At 40.2% G+C, this 20,565-nt stretch carries 20 protein-coding genes; 2 read left to right on the top strand and 18 right to left on the bottom strand.

Annotated features, from left to right (window positions below; genetic code table 11):
• Window positions 1–411: 411 nt before the first annotated feature.
• From AUF14_RS12820 to AUF14_RS12835, 4 genes are all read right to left on the bottom strand, one after another.
• Entirely contained in the window at window positions 412–2,136 is a 1,725-nt protein-coding gene (locus tag AUF14_RS12820) for an ABC transporter permease/substrate binding protein (protein ID WP_049219011.1), read from the bottom strand.
• The gene (locus AUF14_RS12825) at window positions 2,129–3,328 is read right to left on the bottom strand and encodes a quaternary amine ABC transporter ATP-binding protein (RefSeq protein ID WP_016179351.1); all 1,200 of its coding nucleotides are present in this window, start codon (window positions 3,326–3,328) and stop codon (window positions 2,129–2,131) included. Before AUF14_RS12825 ends, AUF14_RS12820 begins: the two co-directional genes overlap by 8 nt.
• A 179-nt stretch (window positions 3,329–3,507) precedes the next feature.
• A complete protein-coding gene (locus AUF14_RS12830) occupies window positions 3,508–4,848 on the bottom strand; it encodes an FAD-binding oxidoreductase (protein ID WP_049219013.1) in 1,341 nt (446 codons plus the stop codon).
• Between the two features lie 193 nt (window positions 4,849–5,041).
• Window positions 5,042–5,689 carry a GntR family transcriptional regulator gene (locus tag AUF14_RS12835; RefSeq protein ID WP_016179349.1) on the bottom strand — a complete coding sequence of 216 codons (648 nt, stop codon included), beginning with the start codon at window positions 5,687–5,689 and terminating at the stop codon, window positions 5,042–5,044.
• Between the two features lie 345 nt (window positions 5,690–6,034).
• On the opposite strand from AUF14_RS12835, the gene AUF14_RS12840 reads away from it, so the two are divergent.
• Window positions 6,035–7,207: a NupC/NupG family nucleoside CNT transporter gene (locus AUF14_RS12840; RefSeq protein ID WP_049219015.1), complete on the top strand. Its 1,173-nt coding sequence runs from the start codon at window positions 6,035–6,037 to the stop codon at window positions 7,205–7,207.
• 49 nt (window positions 7,208–7,256) lie between these two features.
• On the opposite strand, the gene AUF14_RS12845 is transcribed toward AUF14_RS12840, so the two are convergent.
• The 13 genes from AUF14_RS12845 to rbsR form a co-directional block, all read right to left on the bottom strand.
• Window positions 7,257–9,113 (bottom strand): BglG family transcription antiterminator, encoded by a 1,857-nt coding sequence (locus AUF14_RS12845; protein WP_049219017.1) that lies wholly within the window; start codon window positions 9,111–9,113, stop codon window positions 7,257–7,259.
• A gap of 93 nt (window positions 9,114–9,206) precedes the next feature.
• Entirely contained in the window at window positions 9,207–10,511 is a 1,305-nt protein-coding gene (locus tag AUF14_RS12850; RefSeq protein ID WP_049219019.1) for a PTS sugar transporter subunit IIC, read from the bottom strand.
• Between the two features lie 6 nt (window positions 10,512–10,517).
• The gene (locus AUF14_RS12855; protein ID WP_049219021.1) at window positions 10,518–10,808 is read right to left on the bottom strand and encodes a PTS sugar transporter subunit IIB; all 291 of its coding nucleotides are present in this window, start codon (window positions 10,806–10,808) and stop codon (window positions 10,518–10,520) included.
• Window positions 10,809–11,019: 211 nt separating this feature from the next.
• Window positions 11,020–12,414, bottom strand: coding sequence for a glycoside hydrolase family 1 protein (locus AUF14_RS12860; protein ID WP_049219023.1), 1,395 nt, complete (start codon window positions 12,412–12,414; stop codon window positions 11,020–11,022).
• A complete protein-coding gene (locus AUF14_RS12865; RefSeq protein ID WP_016179342.1) occupies window positions 12,407–12,742 on the bottom strand; it encodes a PTS lactose/cellobiose transporter subunit IIA in 336 nt (111 codons plus the stop codon). The genes AUF14_RS12860 and AUF14_RS12865 overlap by 8 nt, the downstream gene beginning before the upstream one ends.
• Window positions 12,743–12,896: 154 nt before the next feature.
• Window positions 12,897–13,211: a hypothetical protein gene (locus tag AUF14_RS12870; protein WP_016179340.1), complete on the bottom strand. Its 315-nt coding sequence runs from the start codon at window positions 13,209–13,211 to the stop codon at window positions 12,897–12,899.
• 10 nt (window positions 13,212–13,221) lie between these two features.
• Window positions 13,222–13,551 carry a hypothetical protein gene (locus AUF14_RS12875; protein ID WP_049219025.1) on the bottom strand — a complete coding sequence of 110 codons (330 nt, stop codon included), beginning with the start codon at window positions 13,549–13,551 and terminating at the stop codon, window positions 13,222–13,224.
• Window positions 13,552–13,744: 193 nt separating this feature from the next.
• On the bottom strand, window positions 13,745–14,047 hold the full coding sequence (locus tag AUF14_RS12880) for a DUF5960 family protein (protein WP_016179338.1): 303 nt from the start codon (window positions 14,045–14,047) through the stop codon (window positions 13,745–13,747).
• A gap of 51 nt (window positions 14,048–14,098) precedes the next feature.
• The gene (locus AUF14_RS12885) at window positions 14,099–14,500 is read right to left on the bottom strand and encodes a hypothetical protein (RefSeq protein ID WP_049219027.1); all 402 of its coding nucleotides are present in this window, start codon (window positions 14,498–14,500) and stop codon (window positions 14,099–14,101) included.
• A gap of 216 nt (window positions 14,501–14,716) precedes the next feature.
• Window positions 14,717–15,604 carry a ribose/proton symporter RbsU gene (gene rbsU / locus AUF14_RS12890; protein WP_016179336.1) on the bottom strand — a complete coding sequence of 296 codons (888 nt, stop codon included), beginning with the start codon at window positions 15,602–15,604 and terminating at the stop codon, window positions 14,717–14,719.
• Window positions 15,605–15,628: 24 nt separating this feature from the next.
• On the bottom strand, window positions 15,629–16,024 hold the full coding sequence (rbsD, locus tag AUF14_RS12895; RefSeq protein WP_048721127.1) for a D-ribose pyranase: 396 nt from the start codon (window positions 16,022–16,024) through the stop codon (window positions 15,629–15,631).
• A 16-nt stretch (window positions 16,025–16,040) separates the two neighbouring features.
• On the bottom strand, window positions 16,041–16,946 hold the full coding sequence (rbsK, locus tag AUF14_RS12900) for a ribokinase (protein WP_049219030.1): 906 nt from the start codon (window positions 16,944–16,946) through the stop codon (window positions 16,041–16,043).
• Between the two features lie 108 nt (window positions 16,947–17,054).
• Window positions 17,055–18,047, bottom strand: coding sequence for a ribose utilization transcriptional repressor RbsR (gene rbsR / locus AUF14_RS12905; RefSeq protein WP_016179333.1), 993 nt, complete (start codon window positions 18,045–18,047; stop codon window positions 17,055–17,057).
• Between the two features lie 281 nt (window positions 18,048–18,328).
• On the opposite strand from rbsR, the gene AUF14_RS12910 reads away from it, so the two are divergent.
• Window positions 18,329–19,255, top strand: coding sequence for an alpha/beta hydrolase (locus tag AUF14_RS12910; protein ID WP_016179332.1), 927 nt, complete (start codon window positions 18,329–18,331; stop codon window positions 19,253–19,255).
• 201 nt (window positions 19,256–19,456) lie between these two features.
• On the opposite strand, the gene AUF14_RS12915 is transcribed toward AUF14_RS12910, so the two are convergent.
• Complete coding sequence (locus AUF14_RS12915; protein ID WP_016179331.1) at window positions 19,457–20,419, bottom strand: sugar-binding transcriptional regulator; 963 nt, start codon at window positions 20,417–20,419, stop codon at window positions 19,457–19,459.
• Window positions 20,420–20,565 lie beyond the last annotated feature (146 nt).

Consider the following 20,565-nt stretch of genomic DNA (forward strand, 5'->3'; position numbering starts at 1 on the left):
ACCGACCTCTTTACTATTTCTTATATTCATCTTAATCAATTTTCTATATCCTTTAAAGGCATCCTTTTTTCATCATTAATCATGAAAACACTAATGAACAAGAAATATTTCTGAAAAGGCTGCTTAGCATTTATTTGAAACAGCTCTCCTGATTTTCCATTATAACTGTTTACACCTCGGAAATTTCACACTTTGTATCCTGCACCTTTTATTTGTACAGTGACTTCTCTAATCACTATCTTTATAAGCAACATTAAAACAATTATGTTATCTTAAGACCTTATTCTCATGACAGATTCTCTACTTAAATTGGTTGAGTAACTACTCTTACATCCTTTTATTAACGGTTCCGTACTTTAATTCTAACAAAAAAATTGCTGATCAATGCGACCAGCAATTTTATAATTATGATTATTTTTGCCACCCATCAACTTCTTTTTGATGGTCCTTAATCCAATCTTTGGCTGCCTGTGAAGGGTCCTTCCCTTCGTTGATTGCCAGCATGACACTTTCCATGTCTTTTTGGGTCCAATGGAAGTTGTCCAATACTTTGTAAGCCTCAGGATGATCCTCTTTCAAGCCTTTACGAGCCATAGTATGGATCGCTTCTTCCGTACCCATAGCTCCTTTAGGGTCTTCTAAATATTTCAAACCATATTTAGCAAACATCCAATGTGGTGACCAGCCAGTGATTATGATTGATTGTTTCTTCTTGATTGATTGGCCAAGTGCCACAGTCATCGCACCTGAAGAAGACGTAGCAACCTTCCAATCCGCTAAGTTTGGATAAGCCTTCAACGTATTTTCCGCCGCGTTCACTACACCGGCACCAGGTTCGATTCCAGTAATCGTTTTATTGGCTTGATCGCTCAAATCTTCAATTGAATTAACATCCATATAATCAGGAACAACAATCCCGACTTTGGCACCCTTCAAATTGACGCCTAAATCATCGACTTGATCCTTATATTGAGCAAATTGTGATTTATGAGTATTTGGCAGCCAAGCAGCCACCATCGCGTCCGATTCTCCTTTTGCGACAGATTCCCACATAATTGCATTATCTAATGGCGTCATCTTGACATTGTAGCCCATTTCTTTTAAGACTTCTCCTACGACATGGGTAGAAGCAACTTCGGTATCCCATTCCACATAAGTTAGATTGATCGTGCCTTTGTTTTCATTAGATGATCCGCCAAAGCCAAAAGAAGCAAGCAGTACGATCGCTGCTACGACACCTGCTGCAATCCCGATTTTACGTTTTTTAGTTTTGGGCATTTTTTCCGCCGCCTGTTGTTTTGGTTTGTTGATGTTTTGAGTGAAGCGGTCAATGATGATCGCCAGAATTACTAACGCCAAACCATTCACAAAACCATTTCCGACCTGTGCTCGTTGCAGTGCGGACAATACGCCACGACCTAGACCGGGAGCTCCGATCATTGAAGCAATAACAACCATTGATAAAGCCAACATCGTCGTTTGATTGATTCCTGCTAAGATCGTGCTTTTGGCTAACGGCAATTCTAATTTAAATAATTTTTGTTTGCCGGTTCCGCCAAATGAATCGGATGCTTCCACCAATTCTTTCGGAATTTGACGAATCCCTAAATTGGTAAAACGGACGGTTGGCGGCAAAGCAAAAATCACGGAAGCAAATACGCCGGGAACCATTCCGATTCCAAAGAAAGCAACGGCTGGAATCAAATACACAAATCCAGGCATCGTCTGCATAAAGTCCAGAATTGGCGTAATGATCTTTTTCGCTGTCTCATTTTTTGCCATCAAGATTCCTAAGGGAACCCCAATGACGATAGAAAGTACACTAGATAAAAGAACTAGCGTGACTGTACTCATTAAATCGATCCACAGTCCTTGATTGTAGATAAAGAGCAAACCAATCAGCGTAAAACTCGTCAATCCCCATTTTTTATTGGAGATGAAAAAGGCTGCAATGGTCAAAACAAGAATCAATAATAATGGTGGAATCATCGTTAATAGATTGGTCATCCCATCCATCAAAAATTGACCAGCATGCTGCAAGGCTGAAAACAGTCCTGCAAAGGTGCCTGTTAGCCAATCAGTAAATCCTTCAACCCAATCTGCAACGGGCAAGGCTTGTTGTAAAAAATTAAACATGAGCAATCACCTCTTCAGTCTCTGTATCTGCCAACGCTTCTAAGACACTCCCGCGGATAACGACCCCAACTAAACGGTCGCCTTCAACGACAGCCAACGGTGCTGGCGAATCAAAAATCAGATTGAAAATATCAGTAACCAGCATATCTTTTGGTATGCGTCGGACATTTTTATCGATGACGTCCTTCAATGTTAGGTTATTTTTACGAGCTTCCCGCGCCTTTTCCGCTGTCAAACTTCCTTTCAGCTTGCGCTTGCGATCAACCGCTAGAAGCATGCTGACTTCTTCCTTACGCATCCGGTTCAACGCGACATTCGGCCCATCAACTTCGATATTGGTCGTTAATGCTGGAACCATGATGTTTTGTGCTGTTAGTACTTTTGAACGATCGACATCTTCCACGAAGTCACGCACGTATTGGTTCGCTGGATGAGTCAGAATTTCTTCACCAGTACCGATCTGCATGATTTGTCCATCCTTCATCAAAGCGATCCGATCACCGATTCGCAAGGCTTCATTCAAATCGTGAGTAATGAAAATAATCGTTTTCTGCACATTCGATTGCAAATCCAATAATTCATCCTGCATTTCCCGACGAATCAATGGGTCTAATGCTGAAAAGGCTTCGTCCATCAATAAAATTTCTGGATCATTAGCTAAAGCCCGCGCTAAGCCGACCCGCTGCTGCATCCCACCGGATAATTGATTTGGATATTGATCCTTGAAGGTCAATAATCCTGAGTTCTCTAATGCTTGTTCAGCCAATGCCTGACGTTCGACTTTGGGAACACCTCGCACTTCCAAGCCGTATTCTGTATTTTCTAAAATCGTTCGATGAGGAAACAAGCCAAAATTTTGAAAGACCATATTGATTTTATGGCGACGCACTTCCCGCAGTGCCTCTTTATCCATTTGGGCAATATTTTTCCCGTCGATATAGATTTCACCAGATGTTGGATCAATCAAACGATTTAATAAACGAATCATTGTAGATTTTCCGCTGCCGGAAAGTCCCATAATGACAAAAATTTCTCCTTCTTCGACTTCAAAACTTGCGTCATATACACCAACAGTTGCACCTGTTTGCGCCACGATTTCATTCTTATCGCGGTTTTCTTGAATCATTGCAAGTGCTTGTTGTTGCTTCTTACCAAATATTTTAGTCAGATGTTCTACCTTAACTTTACTCAAAAAATATCCTCCTTTTAAAAAAGTGACCATACAACACTAACACCATGTGGTCACTTTGTCAAAGGAGATGCAGAAAATTTTCAGTAAATCAGCATTAATTTCAACAAAATTCACTGCAAAAAAAAGAATCTCAACGATTCCTTTGAGATCCCTCTTAATGCTAAGGAGCAGATATTCACCTATAATTGACGATTTTGATCAAACAGATTCGTCGGATCATATTTTTCCTTTACTTCTTTTATTTTCTTTCCTGTTGCACCTGGCCAAACTCGCGCATTTTCTTCCTGACTCGTGTCACTTGAATAAGCGCCGTACACACCTTGCCCAAATTCTTGGATTGGTTGAAATAATTGAATTGCTTGATCGGTATATTCCTTATTAAAAAAATAAGCAATCATAATTTCAGCCTCTCTAAAGGGCCACGCATTAAAATCAGCAGTTTTTTCATTGACTGCGCCGCCAAGCGCTCGTAATTCTACACCATAAACAAATGACAGCTCCAACAGTTTTTCTATTTCTACCGCGATTTCTTGCGGGATATGTGTCACTAATGTATTTTTCGCGAATACCGGATTTTTTCCTTCAATACGAGCATGCTCATCCGGAAAGAAATCAGAGTAGTTCATCAAAATTTCAGTAGTTGCCGAAACAGTACCTAGTCGAAGCGCTTGTTCCAATACATTCTTCGATTCACTTGTTTCTTCTCCATACCAAAAATTTCGTGTTTGTACAGTAATCGTTTGATCGGGTCCCTTATTTAAAAATAACGTACTTGTTAATTTATTTGAAGCAGTTTTAAACCAATTGTGCCATCCTTGAATAAATTCAAAAAGATCCGTTATCGAGTAGTTAATCGTTTGTACAATCATTGGATTGGCAATTTTCGAATTCACTGCAGTTGCCTTATCTGCTTGGAAAAGAAATTCGGTCACTACACCAAACTGCCCACCGCCCCCACGAATCCCCCAAAAAAGGTCAGGTTCGTTCTCTTTATCCACAATGTGTTTTTTACCATCTGCCGTTATAATCGTTGCTTCGATAACTTTATCAATGGTTAGTCCAAAGGAGCGTAAAATGGTTCCCATACCGCCAGATACTGCTAATCCACCCACACCAGTGTCTCCGTGGTCACCACTGGAAATAACTAATTGATCAGAATGCAGCTTTACTGCGACATCATTCCAAAGAGCACCCGCTTGAACGTTGACAAGCCCTTTCTCTTTATCAACAACACTTATCTGATTCATTTGCGAAAGATCCAGAATCACTCCTTGATCATTTACTGAGGTAGCAGCCAAGCCATGCCCGCCGCATCTGACTGATAATGGAAATTTCTCGTTCTGATCCTGCCTGATTCTTGCTGTATAGTTAATCGTTTCTATGACTTGTTCTTCTGTCTCGGCTAAAATAACAATTTTGGGCTGTCCTACTTTAAAATCATTTGAGCGAACTTTGTCATAACGTGGGTCTTCTGGAAACACTGCAACGTCCTTCAGAGACTGCGGTAATTCTTTCTGCATAGTAAATCCTCCATTTCGCTAAAATTATTAGTAGACTTAGTCAAGTCTCTCATGTCACGAATAAATAGTAAAAAGATAGCTTCTACAATATAGTAAGCGTTATCATTTCTTAATATTTTGTCGCTATAAAGCTGCTAACATAGTAAAAAATCGCACATAAAAGAACCAACGTATTGGCTCTTTTATGTGCGATTTATTTAGACCCATTTTCTGGGTAAAACAAGTGCTGCATTCGTTGCAATACCAGTTCGTCTCCAACGAAAAACAAAGTATCGCCAGCACAAATTTTAGCATATGGACCAGGAGACAATAGCAGCTCATCCTTTTGCTGAATGGCAATGATCGTAGCTCCCGTCTCATGCCAAATATTTAGCTCGTTAACTGTACTATTCAAATGAACCGCCTCATTGGTCAAGGTAAGCTCATAAGGAACGAAAGGAGCAACGTTATGAACACGTTTAGTTTGAGCTAATAATTGATTCAACAATTGACTCACATGCTCCAATTCTCTTTTCTGTTTTTCAACACTTTCTTGAAGCTCATTTTTGATTTCTTGGACTGATTGTACATCCTGATATTTCTCAAAATAAACTTTGGCTTTTTCCCGTGACAACACATATGCGCCGCTGCCGTGACGTACTTCCATAATCCCGAGATCAACCAGCACATTGATCGCCTTGCGAGCTGTCTCAGGAGAAACATTAAAATTACTGGCTAACGTTGAACGTGCGTGAATCTTTTCTCCTACCTGATACCGCTGGTCTGCAATCCGTTCAGCAATCTCTACTGCTACTTGCTGATAGCGTGGCAGCAAGATTCGCTTCTTGTTTTCCCCGTCCATCTACATCCCTCTTTTTCTGCAGAATTCTGTTCAAGCATAGCATATTTTTTTAGGAAAAGCTGTAATCATCAAAAATCCGTAAAAATGAAGTTGTTAGTGTTTTCGTTTTTAGAATTTGTTCATAGAAGTGCTTTTTTCATAGTTAATCTTCGCAAAATTTTGAAAAACAAGCTAAGCTGATTCAGATTATTTTTAAACTATGAGTCCCGTTCTGCAGTAATGAAGCAGCTTCGAAATCAACTTTCTAATTTCGGCAAGCTGCAAAATGAAATATGGGTGAACATCGAATTCATTTTGCTGGTTTGCAGATGAATGAGGATATTATTATGAACTAGGAGTGATTTTTTGCGTTTTATTGGTATTATTGGTTTGATTCTTATCTTGGCATTGAGCTTTGTCATTAGCAGTGACCGAAAAAAAATTCGGTATTCACCGATTTTGATTATGCTGGTTTTGCAATTTTTATTAGGATTTATTTTGTTGCGAACGACTGCGGGAACAACGATTGTTAGTGGTTTATCCGGTGTGTTTGATGCACTGCTGCGGTTTGCTGGCTCTGGGGTTGATTTTGTTTTTGGCGGAATCGCCAACAAAGGCAGCTTTCCTTTCTTCTTAAATGTCTTAATGCCGATCGTCTTCATTTCTGCAATCATCGGAATTTTGCGTTACGTGAAGATTTTGCCCCTCTTCATGAAAGGTGTAGGCTTAGCACTTAGCAAAATCAATGGCATGGGCAAATTGGAATCCTACAACGGAATTGCTTCAGCAATTTTAGGACAGTCGGAAGTCTTTATTTCTATTAAAAAGGAATTGCCTTCTTTGTCTGAACAACGTTTGACGTCCATGAGTATCTCGGCGATGTCTACGGTTTCGATGTCGATTGTCGGATCCTACATGGCGTTGATTCAGCCACGTTATGTAATTACTGCGCTTGTCTTGAACTTATTCGGCGGCTTCATCATCGCATCGATCATTAACCCCTATCAATTTGCAGATGACGAATTGGTGATTGAAGAGGATAAGGAGCAAACCTTCTTCCAAATGTTGGGGGAATATATCTTGGACGGCTTCCATGTAGCGATCACTGTGGCAGCGATGTTGATCGGTTTTGTGGCTTTGATCGCAATGATTAATTTCATTTTCGCTAAGATCACCGGCTTGACCTTCCAAGAAATTTTAGGTTACATTTTCGCTCCATTAGCGTTCATTACTGGGATTCCTTGGAATGAAGCAGTCGATGCAGGGAGTTTAATGGCTACGAAATTGGTAACAAATGAGTTTGTTGCCATGACAGAATTAGCCAAAGGCAACTGGGACTTCTCCCCTCGCACGACAGCGATCATCTCTGTTTTCTTAGTTTCCTTCGCTAACTTCTCCTCCATCGGGATCATCTCCGGTGCCATGAAGGGCTTGAATGAAGAAAAAGGCAATTTAGTTGCTAAACATGGGTTGAAAATCTTGCTAAGCGCCAGTATGGTCAGTTTCCTGAGCGCTATTATTACAGGTTTGATCTTTTAACTAAAACAACCGTCAAGATCCAGTATAAATGGGTCCTGACGGTTGTTTTTCAATTTGGGCAAAGCTCCATAAAATCTCGAAATGAGGTTTGCTTCGCCAGTTTTTTCACCTGAGAAGCATCGCTCAACATCTGTACAAGTTCTTCAAACAGCTGTTCAAAGGAATTATCCCGTTCCTCCTTAAGCGCTAACAGCAAAACCAGCTTAACCTTCTTTTCCTTCCACTGCACCGGTTTTGCCAATGAGCAGATCGCTACCGCATTTTTCTTCGCTTCACGTTTGATGGCATGAGGCAGCGCGTAAAAATCGCCAAACGCCGTACTAGATAATGCCTCGCGCTTTAAGACCTTTTCCACATAATCCTTCTCGCAGTAATCTTTTTGGTATAATTCCTGACAAAGAAATTGAATCACTTCTTCTCTATTGGCAAACTCTTTTTGCGGGAAAAATAACTCTTCCTTGAGAAATGTCGCTAAAACAGAGGGCGTTTGATTTTCTGCGATCAAGATCTGCTGAATCTTTTCCAAATCAGTCTCTGTCAAAAAGGCTTCATAACGATAGATCGGAATGGTTGTTTTCAGCTCCAAGGGCTCCGTTGTTAAAATCATCGATTTGTCTTCTGTTATTTCACTTGTCACAGCAAAAATCGATTCGGCAACAGACAACTCGATATCGAAGTCTTGGATCTTATTCAACTGATTCCTTACGACTCGTTGATTTCCCACGCCATAAGGTGACACTAGTAAAATCCGCTTTTTCTTATGGGCACGAATATTATCCAAAGCTGAAAGAAAGTGCAAGGAAAGATAGGCCACTTCGTCTTCTGGAAATTGAATGTCTAGCTTCTCTTGAAGAAATCCTGACGCATAAACACTTACGTTATACACAAAAGGAAACTTGCTTTTGATTTCATCCAATAATGGATTCACTAAATATTGCTGATGAGCAGAACGCTTGTATAAAGCCGAAACATGAGTCAATAAGTAGTCATTGATTTTCTCGTCTTGAGTAAAATCAATCAAAAAAATCGAATCAATACTGGCCAGTAAGCTTTTAATAACCTTTTTTAACTCCTTATCAGCTAAATCCTCGTCAGAAACAATCGAACCAGAATAGAGACGATAAATATAGGCATATTCTTTTTCCGGGATCTCAACATCAAAGCTCTCCTCTAAGCGTTTAACCATCGTCAGCGTCAACTGCCAGCTCTGGTTCTTTTCCAATACGCTCTGAGAAGCATTCAAATAGCTTTTTTTGCTCACTCGCTCTAACAATACCGCGAGATGCAAAATAAATGAAATCGTCGAGAAGTCATTGATAGCAAAGCCCTCTTCTTGGTGAACTTGAACAACCGTTTTAGACAATTTCGCTAAATCAATTTCCTCGAAGTAATCCGAATAATTGTCTAGACTTAACTTGTTAGTCTCGATTTCCTGATTTAAAAATAACGTGAAAATCCGACGTTTAGCAGCTTCATCGCCTTCGATAAATAATTGATTTTGCTTTCGCTTAATCAAAAGTCGATGATCATTTTTAGCGATCAGAGCATTCAATTCTTTGACCATTCTATCAAGGGTGGATTCACTGATAAAAAACTCATCCGCTAATTCGTAAAAGTCACAAGCCTTTTGGTCCAATAAACGTGTCAGCAACTCAAAAGAAATATTAGCAGGTTGTTTTTCCAGTTTTACTTGTTGAAATAAGGTATTCTCTGTATTTAAAAAGAACCCTGCTCCCGCCTTTGAAAGAACAAGCGGCAGCTCCGAAAGCTGGTTTAATTGTTGAATATCATTCCGTATCGTCTTCGAAGAAACACCCAGTTCTTTTGACAACTGGCCCGCAGTAGAAGGTTGTTGATTTAGGGACAATTTCTCTAGAATTTTTTCTTGCCTGTGAGAAATATTCACTAGTGATCCCTCCTGTAAAATAAGTGGCTTTTGGTTTATTAATTACCCCAATAAAAGCATAGAGGGCTCAACCCTCTACGCTTTATTATAACATCATGCTGATTCTGACTCGCTCTCTTTTTCTAGTTGAACGAGATTTTTCTCGTAGACTTTTAAGAAAGGATAATACATGACACCATCAAGAACAATTAGAATCAAAACTAGAACAACTGCTCGCCAGTCCATCGTAGATAAAAATGCTCCGATCGGTGACGGCATTTGCCAAGAAAAGACGGCGAAGGTTTTTCCAACAATTCCCCACGACATACATAGATAGGTGACAACCGCATTAAAGACCGAAGTAAAGATGAACGGGAAGAAGAAAATCGGGTTTAGCATTAATGGCGTCCCAAAAATCATTGGTTCAGAAATCCCAAAGAAGGAAGGAATCAAGCCGATTTTCCCAACCGTGCTCAACTGCTTAGACTTCGAACGCATCATTAAAAAGGCCAAGGCTAACACAGAACCTGAACCGCCAATAATGACGAAATAAGTCCAAAAAGGTGTCGTGAAAATATTGCTTAGATCAGCGCCGGCCATTTTTTCCGCCGCATTAATCGATAGATTGCCATCGCGAATCGGTCCTAAAATTCCGGCCAAGGCCGCATCGTGAATACCAAAGAACCAGAACAAATGAATCAAAAAGACACTGATGATGGTAAACGGTAAGCTGTCGGCAGCCTTGAAGCTCGGCGCCATAATATTATACAAGAATTGAACGGCTGTCGTATCAAAGGCATGGAAAATGATGAAGATCACTGAAAAGAACGACATTAGAATCAACCCGGGAACTAAGGCAGCAAACGTCTCTGAAAGGGACGCAGGAACACTATCCGGCATCTTGATCCGTCCAATATTTCTTTTGCGCATCCAGTGATAACCTTCTACTGTAACGATCGCCACAAACAGTGACAGCAAAATCCCTCGTCCATCTAAAAAGCTGATTTCAACTTCTTTGCCGTCCCAGCCCATTTTCAATGGCGTCAATACTAGCATTAGGAAACCAACTAGAGCAAACATCATTGGTCGCAAAACATCTTCTTTATAGTGGCGACACAAGAAATACGTCACTCCTACGCAGATAAACAACGCCATGGCACTCAAGGTCACACCGCTGATCCAGTTCAAAACCAAGCCGTTTTTCTCAGCAAAGCTTGCCCAAGCCAGCAGAAACCCATTTTTCGTATCTTCAGTCACTGGCGGAGCATTCAAAATAATCGGAATCGATCCAAACAAGGTGATCGGCAGCATGGACATAAAGGCATCTCGGGTAGCCTTTAAATGGCGTTGCTGACTCAATTTATTTGCTAATGGTGAGATGTATTTATCCATCGTATCGCTAAATGTACTAAATCCCATGACTACTTATCCTCCAATCAATTTCTTGATATCCTCATACACGCCTTTACCATCCATGATTCCGTATTTCATTGGTGAGATCGCTTCAACCGGTACATCAACCGCTGCTTCGATCTGAGGCTTTAAGAAGCGAATTTGCGGACCGATCAATACAAGATCCATACCCTCCAGAAAATCTTGATATTCCGATTCACTATAGGCACTGACTTCTATAGTATGATCTGACGCTGCCTCAATTTTTTTCGCTAACATTCCGGTGGACATTCCCGCGTTACAAACCAACATGATTTTTTTCATTTTCTCGTCTCTCCTTATTCAGATTAATGGATTTATTTTTCTTCCAGAAAAATAAGTCTGATTTTCATGCCGTATACCATCCAACTATGTTGTTCCATGCTTTTTGTTGATTTTGACGCTATTTTTTATCACTAGCTAAACAGACTGGGAAAAGTTGGACTGGCATCCTTATTCAGATTAATGGATTTATTTTTTCTACCAGAGCCGTATTCTATTCAAATGCTCTTCTTTGGATTTTCTCGCCATTGCTTTCAATAATATCCTTGAACCAATAATAGGAAGCTTTTGGTTTTCTGATTTGATCCTTTTCAAAATCAACTGCAACTAAGCCATAGCGTTTCTCTACACCATTTTTCCATGAGTATAAGTCAAACGATGCCCATGCATAGTAGCCACGAATATCCACACCTTGATCCATCGCATTCATAATAGCGTTAATGTGATCATTCATAAATGAAATTCGGTAATCATCTTTTACTTGATCGACGGTCACATCTTCTCTGACGCCAACACCATTTTCAGTCACATAGATTGGCAAGTGATAGCGATCCCACGCTTCAAGCAAGCCATCCTGTAAGCCTTTTGGATAGATTTCAGTATCCCATGCAGTAAATTCACTGTTAGGGTCCTTCACCTGTTCAAACCAACCTTTAATAACAACCTTACTCTCACCTTTTTTCCCGGAATGATTGAACACCAACTGTGTTTCGCCTCCGGTATAAGGTTTCACTAATGTGCGTGCATAATAATTTAGTCCGATAAAATCGACGGTATTTTCTTTGATGATCCTTAGTTCTTCGGTTTTCATGAAGCTGATATCGTAATCTTCCGCCAGCTTAGCTACTAGATCAATTGGAAACTCACCTAAAGCCGCCGTATCTAAAATCCAGTTATTGCAATAATTATCTGCATAGCGCATCGCGACCCTTGTTTCGATCGTATCATCAACCCCATTAACTGGTGTATAGCTATGAACGATTCCGATTTGGCCTTGATAATCTCCTTCTCTGAACGCTCGTACACCTAAGGCACTAGCTAGCATGACATTGTATGCTCCGACCATTGTTTTCTGAACATCCTGAAGTCCCGGAGGATAGTTGCCGATAAAGTAGCCATTTGCGATAAACCATTTCGGTTCATTAAAGGTTGTCCAGTTGCGTACCTTATCCCCAAAATGCTCGAAGCAAACCTTTGCAAGATGCTCAAAAGCGTAAGCCACTTTATTATTCAGCCAGCCACCTTCTTCTTCCCAATACTGAGGAAGATCCCAATGATAGATCGTCACGAATGGTTCGATATCGTATTTATGACAAGCATCTAGTAAACGTTGATAGAAAGCGAGGCCTTTTTCGTTGATCTCACCTTCTTTGTTTTTAATGATACGTGGCCATGAAAGTGAAAAGCGATAAGAATTCTGTCCGCCTTCTTTCATCATCCGAATATCCTCTTCAAAACGATGATAATGGTCACTGGCAACATCGCCATTTTCCAGATCGTTCTCATGTAAATAGCGATCCCACATTGATTCGACCTTTCCATCTACATCACATGCACCCTCACACTGATAAGAAGCTGTTGCGCCGCCCCACAAAAAATTTTTATCCATTAATAGTCTCCTTCCACTTATATAACTCGCCAAATTCACCAATCATGTCCACTGCGATATCCGTTGATGTTAAATGCCCTTCTGCGTGTACCAGCAGCAAATCAACCTCATCCATCCGCTCTTCGGCAGAAAGCCTACGAAGCATCTCCGCATGCGCCTTATGTGCCATTCGAATTTCAGTTTTTGCTGATTGATATTTTTCTTCAAAGGTCTGAAAATCTCCTTGTTTAACTGCCTGCAGCGCTTCATATGAATCACTTTTTGCATTGCCGGCATGCAAAATGATGGCCATCGAATCCATTTCTGTTCCCATTTGTGCTTCTTCCAAGTAAACTCCCTCCTCGTTTTCTATAATCTAACTATAAAGCGTTTTCTAAACGAGTTAAATTTTTTATTTTCCACATTGAAGTGGAAATTCTCTTCAAAATCCGTACTAGTATAATTTCCAATAAAAAAAGAGCCGCACAGCTGTGCGACTACTTTTAAATGGTTTTTATTACTTTTAACTTGATAAAATACCCTGCGGCAGATTCGACGACTTGTTCTATTTTATGATGCGGAACAAATGTTGGTTCAGCTACTTCTAATAGCGTGACTTCTTTCCCAAATCCGGGAACACCTACGACTAAATTCTCTGTCTCTAAATGTAGCTGCATCACATGCTGAAGCTGCTCAGATAGCTCTAGCAATGCCCTTTTTTCCTTGTTTTGGCACCAAGACTGTTGTTGCAAAAGTCGTAATCCACTTCGTAAAATCGTATTTTGGACCGTCTTTTGGTGAATCACTTCTTTCCACATGGCTAATTTCCTAAGCAGCCTTCGCTTTCACCGTAACCGTTACTCTAACGCCTAAAGCACGTCCGGCTTCGATGAGCTGTTCTGCGACTTCATTTGGACAGTCTACATAAAAGACAAAAGCAGAATAATCCTTTGAGAATTTGTCTAAAAATCGTTTTCCTTCTTCTACCAACGATCGTCCAGTCAGGCTTTCATAAAAAATAACTTGCTTATTTCGTAAGAAGGTTTGTGGCAATTGCTTCTCGACTCCAACAACTGCTACTTTCTCCCCCTGATAGTGACGTTTGATGTGTGTCCATATTTGTTGTGCTGGTTCCGCTTTCTTTTCAAGAATAAACAATTCATTAACTTCCTTTCAGTTTTAATTCATTGCTTGCAGGAAATAGCCCTGCTGCTAGTCGATCATGCAAGACCATCACCTCCCATTCTTGCTAAAAAATAACAAACCATATTGTATCTATCATACCAGCTTCTACTTTTAAAGCAAGTCAAAAAAAGACCCTCAAGTATTTAAACTTGAAAGTCTTGCGTAATTAGCGTTGTTCTTCTTCTAAAACTTCGTATTCGTACGGTGATCCTTCATAGAAAAATTGCGTTGAAACTGTTGCATCTTCATCCATTGCGATCAATTCTTTCCGGAAGGGAAATCGGACTGCTTGCCCGTTAGCCGTTTTATCACCAGGTAAAATGTAATAAAGCTGATCGTCTGGTGTCGGTTTGTTCAATTCTTCCATTACATCATCGACCACTTGTTGCTGGTCAATCGTTGCTGCCTTAGCAACTTTTTGATAATCCTCTAAGAATGCTGCTTGTCCTTCAAAATATGTGAGTTCCATTTTCTTCACCCTTTCAATTTAACTGTAACATCTATCTACGTTTTAACAAACTTATTCGCCCAAATCCAGACGCCCAGCTTCTGTTTGAAACACTGGCCAGCTTCCGGCAAGCTCGACACGAATCAACTGCATATCAGGATATTCTCGAATCGTTGCTATCACAGAATCAATCAAATTAGCCTGGTAAGTCAAATGCTGCTGAGAGGATAAAAGCTGATCCTGATCCAACAGATCACGATATTCCTGATTTGCTTCCACAATCTCATGAAAAGCTGTTTTAAATGATCGCTCAACCTTACGCGCGAACTTCACTTCATTTTCTGTAGTGTAAGCCACCTGCGCTTTTTCCATTAAAAAAGTCGCGTAAATTAACGGAACTGTCGATACAGGCTTAACTGGCGAAACATAATAGAATGTTTTTTCTAAAATATCTAACGAAACTGTCAGCTTCATAGTTTTCCTTCTTTCTGCTAATAAAATCAAGATGCCCGTTTATTAATTCAATAAAAGCGGTATGCTCTTTTTCATGCTTTGATTATAGCATTCACATAAGAGATACTTGTCTTTTTTATCTCATCAAACAATTTTCAAACTTAATTTAGACAAAAAAATAGGCCAAAGCTTACCAAGCTTTTAGCCTACTTTTCGTCTGAAAGTTATCATTAATTTTTAGATCATTACCGTCATCGCAGCGGCAGCTAGAATCAGTACCAATCCAATGATCGTAATGGTCATTTCTTTTTTCGTTTTCTTTTGTCCCAGGAACCAGATACCCGTCAATGTTGCTAGAACAACGGAAGTCTGAGACAGGATGAAGCCTGTTGCTAATCCATTCATATCTGGTTGGGCTGAAATCAAATAAGTCAATGCTGCAAAGGCGAAAAAGAAACCTGAAAAAATATGCTTATAAGAAACGGCTTCTGCAAGTGCCGATTTTTCTTTATCCTTCACACTTAAAATTACTGAATAGACAAGAGCTACTAGAAGCATTCCGATCGCTTGCGGTAAGAATGCATGCATCCCATCAATATTCGTTGCTTGAGGGGCAGCGGAATAAGCCCAGTAGCCGATCTCACCAACGGCTAATAAGAGAACCGCTTTCTTTAAGACGTTGGCTTTTTCCTGTGTTTTCTCTTCTGTCCAAACCGTCATCCATGCACCTAAAATGATGAGAACTAAAGCAAGTCCACCTAATAATTTAGCGTTCATGCCTGGCCAATCACCTAATGCAAATACCCCCCACAAAGATGCTCCCAATAATTGAAAAGCTGTCGTGATCGGCATCGCCCGTGAGGAACCGATCAGCGTAAAGGATTGAAAGGTAATGATTTGGGCAATCGCCCAACCAACTCCTGAGAGAATCGAGAAGACTAGATCCATCCCTGTTGGTAAACTCATTCCGTTAACTAATGCGAAAACGAAGGCAAAAATCAAGGTCCCTAAAGTTGAACCTAAAATTTGATTTACTGGACGACCACCGATTTTTGAAGCAATCGTTGGGTAAAGACCCCAACCAAGTAACGGGCCTAGTCCGATTAAAATTGCTGTTGTGTTCATAGTATTTCCTCCTTATGACAATTCTTAAAATACGACGCCGCTCTCCAATAGAATATTCGCGTAAGGAGTCATTTCGCCTGTTCGAATAAATGCTCGACTATCATGCAACGCTGCCTTCATTTCGCTATGAGGAATAAACGTCACAGGAGTTTCAGGTAAACGTTCTTGAATTTTCTTCAACATGTCAGGATTTTCTGTTTTGATTTCCTCGGCTAAATAAATCCGTTGAACTTCCAATTCTTCCAGCACATTATTCAAAACATCCATAAAGCTTGGGATACCATTATCGACTGCTAAATCAATTTTTTCTGTCGTCATGGGAACCGGCATACCGGCATCGCCAATGCTTAATTGATCAAAGTGACCCATCTGTGCGATCACGCGTGAAATATCTGAGTTAATGACTTTACTTTTTTTCATATTAAAGATCCTTTCGTTAGTTTAATTCGTTTTTATAGGGAATAGATGGTTGTGCACCAAAGCGTTGAACTGTTAGAGAAGAGGCTTTGTTTCCGTATTCGATCGCCTGCTCCAAATTGCTGAAATCTTTGGCTAAGATACTACTCATCGCGCCAATAAAGGTATCGCCTGCTGCGGTTGTGTCCACTGCATTGACCTTGAATGCTGGTACGATGCCGCTACGACCCTGTACATCATAAAATGCACCTTTACTACCGATGGTGATAATTACTGCTTCAATTCCTAACTGATGCAAATGATCCGCTGCAGCCTTTAAGCTTGTCTCATCTGTGACCTTGATTCCCGTCAAAATTTCGGTTTCCGTTTCATTTGGAATGATCATATCGGTTACCTTCAATAATTCTTCAGGAACATTTTCTAGAGCCGGAGCAGGATTTAGAATCGTTTTTACACCCGCTTCACGAGCGATCGTAAAGGCTTCAACCGTGCTTTCTAAAGTGCTTTCAAATTGAGCAATGATAAAATCACTCGCCTTAATTAGATCCGTATGCGCTTGAACTTGTTTGGGTGTAAAGGCATTGTTGGCACCAGAATGAATCATGATGCTATTTTCTCCTTGATCATCCACGATGATATAAGCTTGCCCTGTCGCTTGCTTTTCCAATGTTTGTACACCAGCTAATTCAATGCCTTCTTCTGATAAAAGTTCACGCATCATTTCGCCAGCCTCATCATTGCCGATTGCCCCAATAAAATTTGTAACAGCTTCAGAACGTTTTGCTGCCACTGCTTGATTTGCACCCTTGCCTCCGCCAGCTGAGAAAATTTCCTTGGTATGCATGGTTTCACCAGGTTTTGGCATTTGCTTTACACGAATTGTCCGATCAAGATTGATGCTCCCAATGACTGTAATCGTATTCATTTTCTTCACTCCATTTCTCGTTCTTTAAACTCATTCATTTGCTTTTAAGTTAAAACGTTTTATTAAAACGTTTTAACTCGACACCAAAAATATAGCACAGCTTGAAAGCTATTTCAAGTGTGCCGTTGAAAAACGTTGAATCAGCTGTACCGGGAGGGTCTTCTCCTCCCAATGCTTCTCGGGCTGTTCAATTCTTTCCAGTAATAATCGTGCGGTCGTTTGGCCTAGCTCGTAAATCGGTTGCGCAATTGTCGTTAGTTGAGGCGTCACGTATTCGCACATATCGATATTGTCGTAACCAATCACACTATAATCCTGCGGAATTTTCTTATTCAGATCTGCCAAACCCAAATAAAGTCCAAAAGCCAATTCATCATTGATCGCAAAAATCGCAGTCGCCTCAGTTTTAATGATCTCTTTAGCTGCTTGGCGTCCGCCGTTTTTAGTTAAGTCTCCACGAATCAGAATAGCATCAGGATAAATCTCCTGAAAACCTGCCAGTCGTGTCTGAATATTTTCTGTCGCATCCTCTGGCAAAACAACAGCCGCTTTTTGATGACCTAATTGGCTTAAATGTTCGCCTGCAAGTTTTCCGCCTGTAAAGTCATCAGTCAAGACCGCATCACTGAAGCCTTCTGCCTTCTTTTGATCCAAGACGATATAGGGCAGATTTTTTTTTCGTAAAGAGTCATTGATCGCCTGATTGGAAATCGCTGAGCTGGCGATGATATAGCCATCAACACCGCGACGACTAAGCTCTTCTAGATAAACTGTTTCCTTTTTCGTGTCCAGATCTGCGTTGCAGAACATAGTCACGAAATTTTCGCGGTATAGTACACCCTCAATACCGCGCACCAAAGTACTAAAAAAAGGATTGGTGATATCGGGAACTAAGACACCGATCGTCTTGCTTTTTTTCATAATCATACGGCGTGCAAAATAATCTGGTTCATAATTCAATACATCTTTGGCTGCCAGCACCTTTTCGACAGTTTTTGGACTAAACTTTTGATCGTTGCCATTTAAAATCTGAGAAACCGTTGCGATGGAAACACCTGATTGCTTCGCAACGTCTTTAATCGTAATTTTTTTATTTTTCATTTGCTTACTCCTTGCTCATAAATAAGGTAATGATTTTTATAAAAATCACTTTGTCTTCGTGACGTATATCATTCTGCTAAATTGCTCCTGCTCAATTGTTCTAAGAATTCAGGATTATTGCTCGAATTTTTTTATCTGGGAAAAGCAGAACTGATATCCTTGCTCTAAACTCTGCTACATTTTCTCATGAATATATACCTCTGTAAATACGACAGTGTGTGAACTTGTTATGAGTCGGAATTTTCTTTATACTGCTTATGATACATTTAGAGGAGGCAAAAATGAGTAAACCAATAAAAATAATTTTAGGAATTGTCCTGGTTATAGTGATTGCACTAATTGCAGCAGGAAATTATTTCTATTCATACGCCGTGGTTCCGGCCAAAAAAGATTTCTTGGCGGAGAGTTCAGATAAAAAATCGAAGGAATTGATCGCCGCTGAAGATTGGTTCAATAATAAAAATAACCGTACAGATTGGCAGTTGACATCCACAGATGGGCTGAAATTATCTGCTTATTATTTGCCAGCTGAAAAAGAGCAGCACAAAACAGCCATCATTGCTCATGGGTATATGGGACAAGCTTCAGACATGCCGCAATATGCAAAAATCTATCATGATCTCGGATATAACGTACTAATGCCGGATGCTCGTGGTCATGGCAAAAGCGAAGGCGATTATATCGGCTTTGGCTGGCCAGAACGAAAAGACTATCTTCAATGGATCAATCGAATCGTCAAGCAAGATCCTCAATCAGAAATCGTCCTTCATGGTGTTAGTATGGGAGGAGCAACGGTTATGATGACTAGCGGAGAAAAATTGCCGGATAATGTCAAAGCTTTCATAGAAGACTGCGGCTATAGCTCTGTTAATGGGGAATTGAGTTATCAGTTGAAACAAATGTTCAATTTGCCGGCATTTCCTTTGATTCCTGTTACCAGTGTCGTAACAAAAGTACGTGCGGGCTATTTTTTTGGCGAGGCAGATACCATCAAACAGTTGAACAAGAACAAGCGGCCAATGCTCTTCATTCATGGTGACAAGGATGACTTTGTTCCTTATTCAATGCTAGATGAGGTTTATAACGCGACAAATGGCCCAAAGGAAAAATATATCGTTCATGACGCTAAACATGCAAAAGCTCTGAGCAGCGATCCTGCCATGTATCAGAAAAAAGTTACGGCGTTTTTACAAAAATACGTTCAATAAGAAAGGCTTTGCCAACTCGCTCAGCTTTTGAGCAATATTTTTGCTTATTACCGATATGCTAGTTCTGCTTAATGGAGTTTAGCAGTAACCGTATGCTTAGTTTGCGTAGAATAGCTAGTTCGTAAAGTCGGACATGGATATAGCGATTTAATCATGTAAAAATTTTATATTTTCCCTATAAATAAAAAACGAGACGTTTCATCAAGACGTCTCGTTTTTTGCTCGTTCTAATAAGTATTCAGCTAAGCTATCTGTCACTGTAATATGGGTAAAAATTTTAGTTTTCGCCCCGACGTACAGCACTTCTTTTTTGCTTTCCTCGTAGCAGGCAACTGCGACATTTGAAATTTTCCGAACATCCTCAACACCTAGACCAATCACGTTTTCGTTGATCTCGCAGGTAACTTCCTGACCATTCTGATCAATAAATTTTGAATTAACATCTCCGATCACATCTAGTTTTTCCAGTTCATCAATATCCTGCTGATCAACATAACCGATCTCCGTCATCGTATTATTTTTAGAAAACGGACTAGCAATTCCCACTAATGCAAAATCAACATTTTTTCCCGCTTCCAAGACATCGCGGATTCCGTCATTTTCAATCAAACTTTTTTTAATAAATGCATTGTCCACCAGTGCAGGTGCATAGAGATATTTACATTTCGCTCTAAGTTTTTTCGCTAGATCATAGGCCAACTGATTGGAATGAACGTCTACCATCTCTGACCCTAGTCCGCCGATTAATGGGATAATTGTGGTATCTGCTTGATTTTCATATGGGTACTCATCAACGATTCCCCGCAGCATTTTCCCCCAAGAAAGACCGATCGTTTGAGCTTTCGTGATCTCCTTTTGAAAGGCCGTGATCGCTGTTTGGACTAATAAGCGTTCGGTCTCGTCTTTTCGCAAACTGCTGGTATCTAAGACCGCGGCTTTTTTCAACCCGAATGTCTCCTCTAAAGCCAGCTCCAGTTCGATGGAATAGGCGCTCTCGCTTTTAATAAAAATATCAACGATCCCTTCATTCTTTGCATCATTCAAATATTTTGAAACCAGTGAACGTGAAATACCCAAGTATTTAGCGATCTCCGACTGTTTCAAATTCTTTTTGTAATACATCGTAGCCACTTTTACGATGTCGCGATTATGTTTTATAGCCATTTTTTGATCCCACCTTCTGAACTACTTTGATCCCATTCACTATACGGTTGATCCTGCGCGCCTGCAAGTACGAAAATTATACAGAATTGCTCTATTTACTAAAAAAGCCGAGGATGACCTATTTTCGGCACATCCTCGACCTTTTA

Source organism: Enterococcus avium (assembly GCF_002891025.1).
Classification (GTDB): Bacteria; Bacillota; Bacilli; order Lactobacillales; family Enterococcaceae; genus Enterococcus_A; species Enterococcus_A avium.

What these genes read in the sequence shown, in the direction of transcription:
- AUF14_RS12870 (WP_016179340.1), bottom strand. Translation starts at nt 13,211, where the DNA reads ATGTGGAAAGAAGTGATTCACCAAAAGACGGTCCAAAATACGATTTTA.
- AUF14_RS12910 (WP_016179332.1), top strand. Translation starts at nt 18,329, where the DNA reads ATGAGTAAACCAATAAAAATAATTTTAGGAATTGTCCTGGTTATAGTG.
- AUF14_RS12855 (WP_049219021.1), bottom strand. Translation starts at nt 10,808, where the DNA reads ATGAAAAAAATCATGTTGGTTTGTAACGCGGGAATGTCCACCGGAATG.
- AUF14_RS12820 (WP_049219011.1), bottom strand. Translation starts at nt 2,136, where the DNA reads ATGTTTAATTTTTTACAACAAGCCTTGCCCGTTGCAGATTGGGTTGAA.
- AUF14_RS12830 (WP_049219013.1), bottom strand. Translation starts at nt 4,848, where the DNA reads ATGCAGAAAGAATTACCGCAGTCTCTGAAGGACGTTGCAGTGTTTCCA.
- AUF14_RS12860 (WP_049219023.1), bottom strand. Translation starts at nt 12,414, where the DNA reads ATGGATAAAAATTTTTTGTGGGGCGGCGCAACAGCTTCTTATCAGTGT.
- rbsD (WP_048721127.1), bottom strand. Translation starts at nt 16,024, where the DNA reads ATGAAAAAAAGTAAAGTCATTAACTCAGATATTTCACGCGTGATCGCA.
- AUF14_RS12835 (WP_016179349.1), bottom strand. Translation starts at nt 5,689, where the DNA reads ATGGACGGGGAAAACAAGAAGCGAATCTTGCTGCCACGCTATCAGCAA.
- rbsU (WP_016179336.1), bottom strand. Translation starts at nt 15,604, where the DNA reads ATGAACACAACAGCAATTTTAATCGGACTAGGCCCGTTACTTGGTTGG.
- rbsR (WP_016179333.1), bottom strand. Translation starts at nt 18,047, where the DNA reads ATGAAAAATAAAAAAATTACGATTAAAGACGTTGCGAAGCAATCAGGT.
- AUF14_RS12850 (WP_049219019.1), bottom strand. Translation starts at nt 10,511, where the DNA reads ATGGGATTTAGTACATTTAGCGATACGATGGATAAATACATCTCACCA.
- AUF14_RS12885 (WP_049219027.1), bottom strand. Translation starts at nt 14,500, where the DNA reads ATGAAGCTGACAGTTTCGTTAGATATTTTAGAAAAAACATTCTATTAT.
- rbsK (WP_049219030.1), bottom strand. Translation starts at nt 16,946, where the DNA reads ATGAATACGATTACAGTCATTGGGAGCATCAATCTTGATCGGACAATT.
- AUF14_RS12915 (WP_016179331.1), bottom strand. Translation starts at nt 20,419, where the DNA reads ATGGCTATAAAACATAATCGCGACATCGTAAAAGTGGCTACGATGTAT.
- AUF14_RS12880 (WP_016179338.1), bottom strand. Translation starts at nt 14,047, where the DNA reads ATGGAACTCACATATTTTGAAGGACAAGCAGCATTCTTAGAGGATTAT.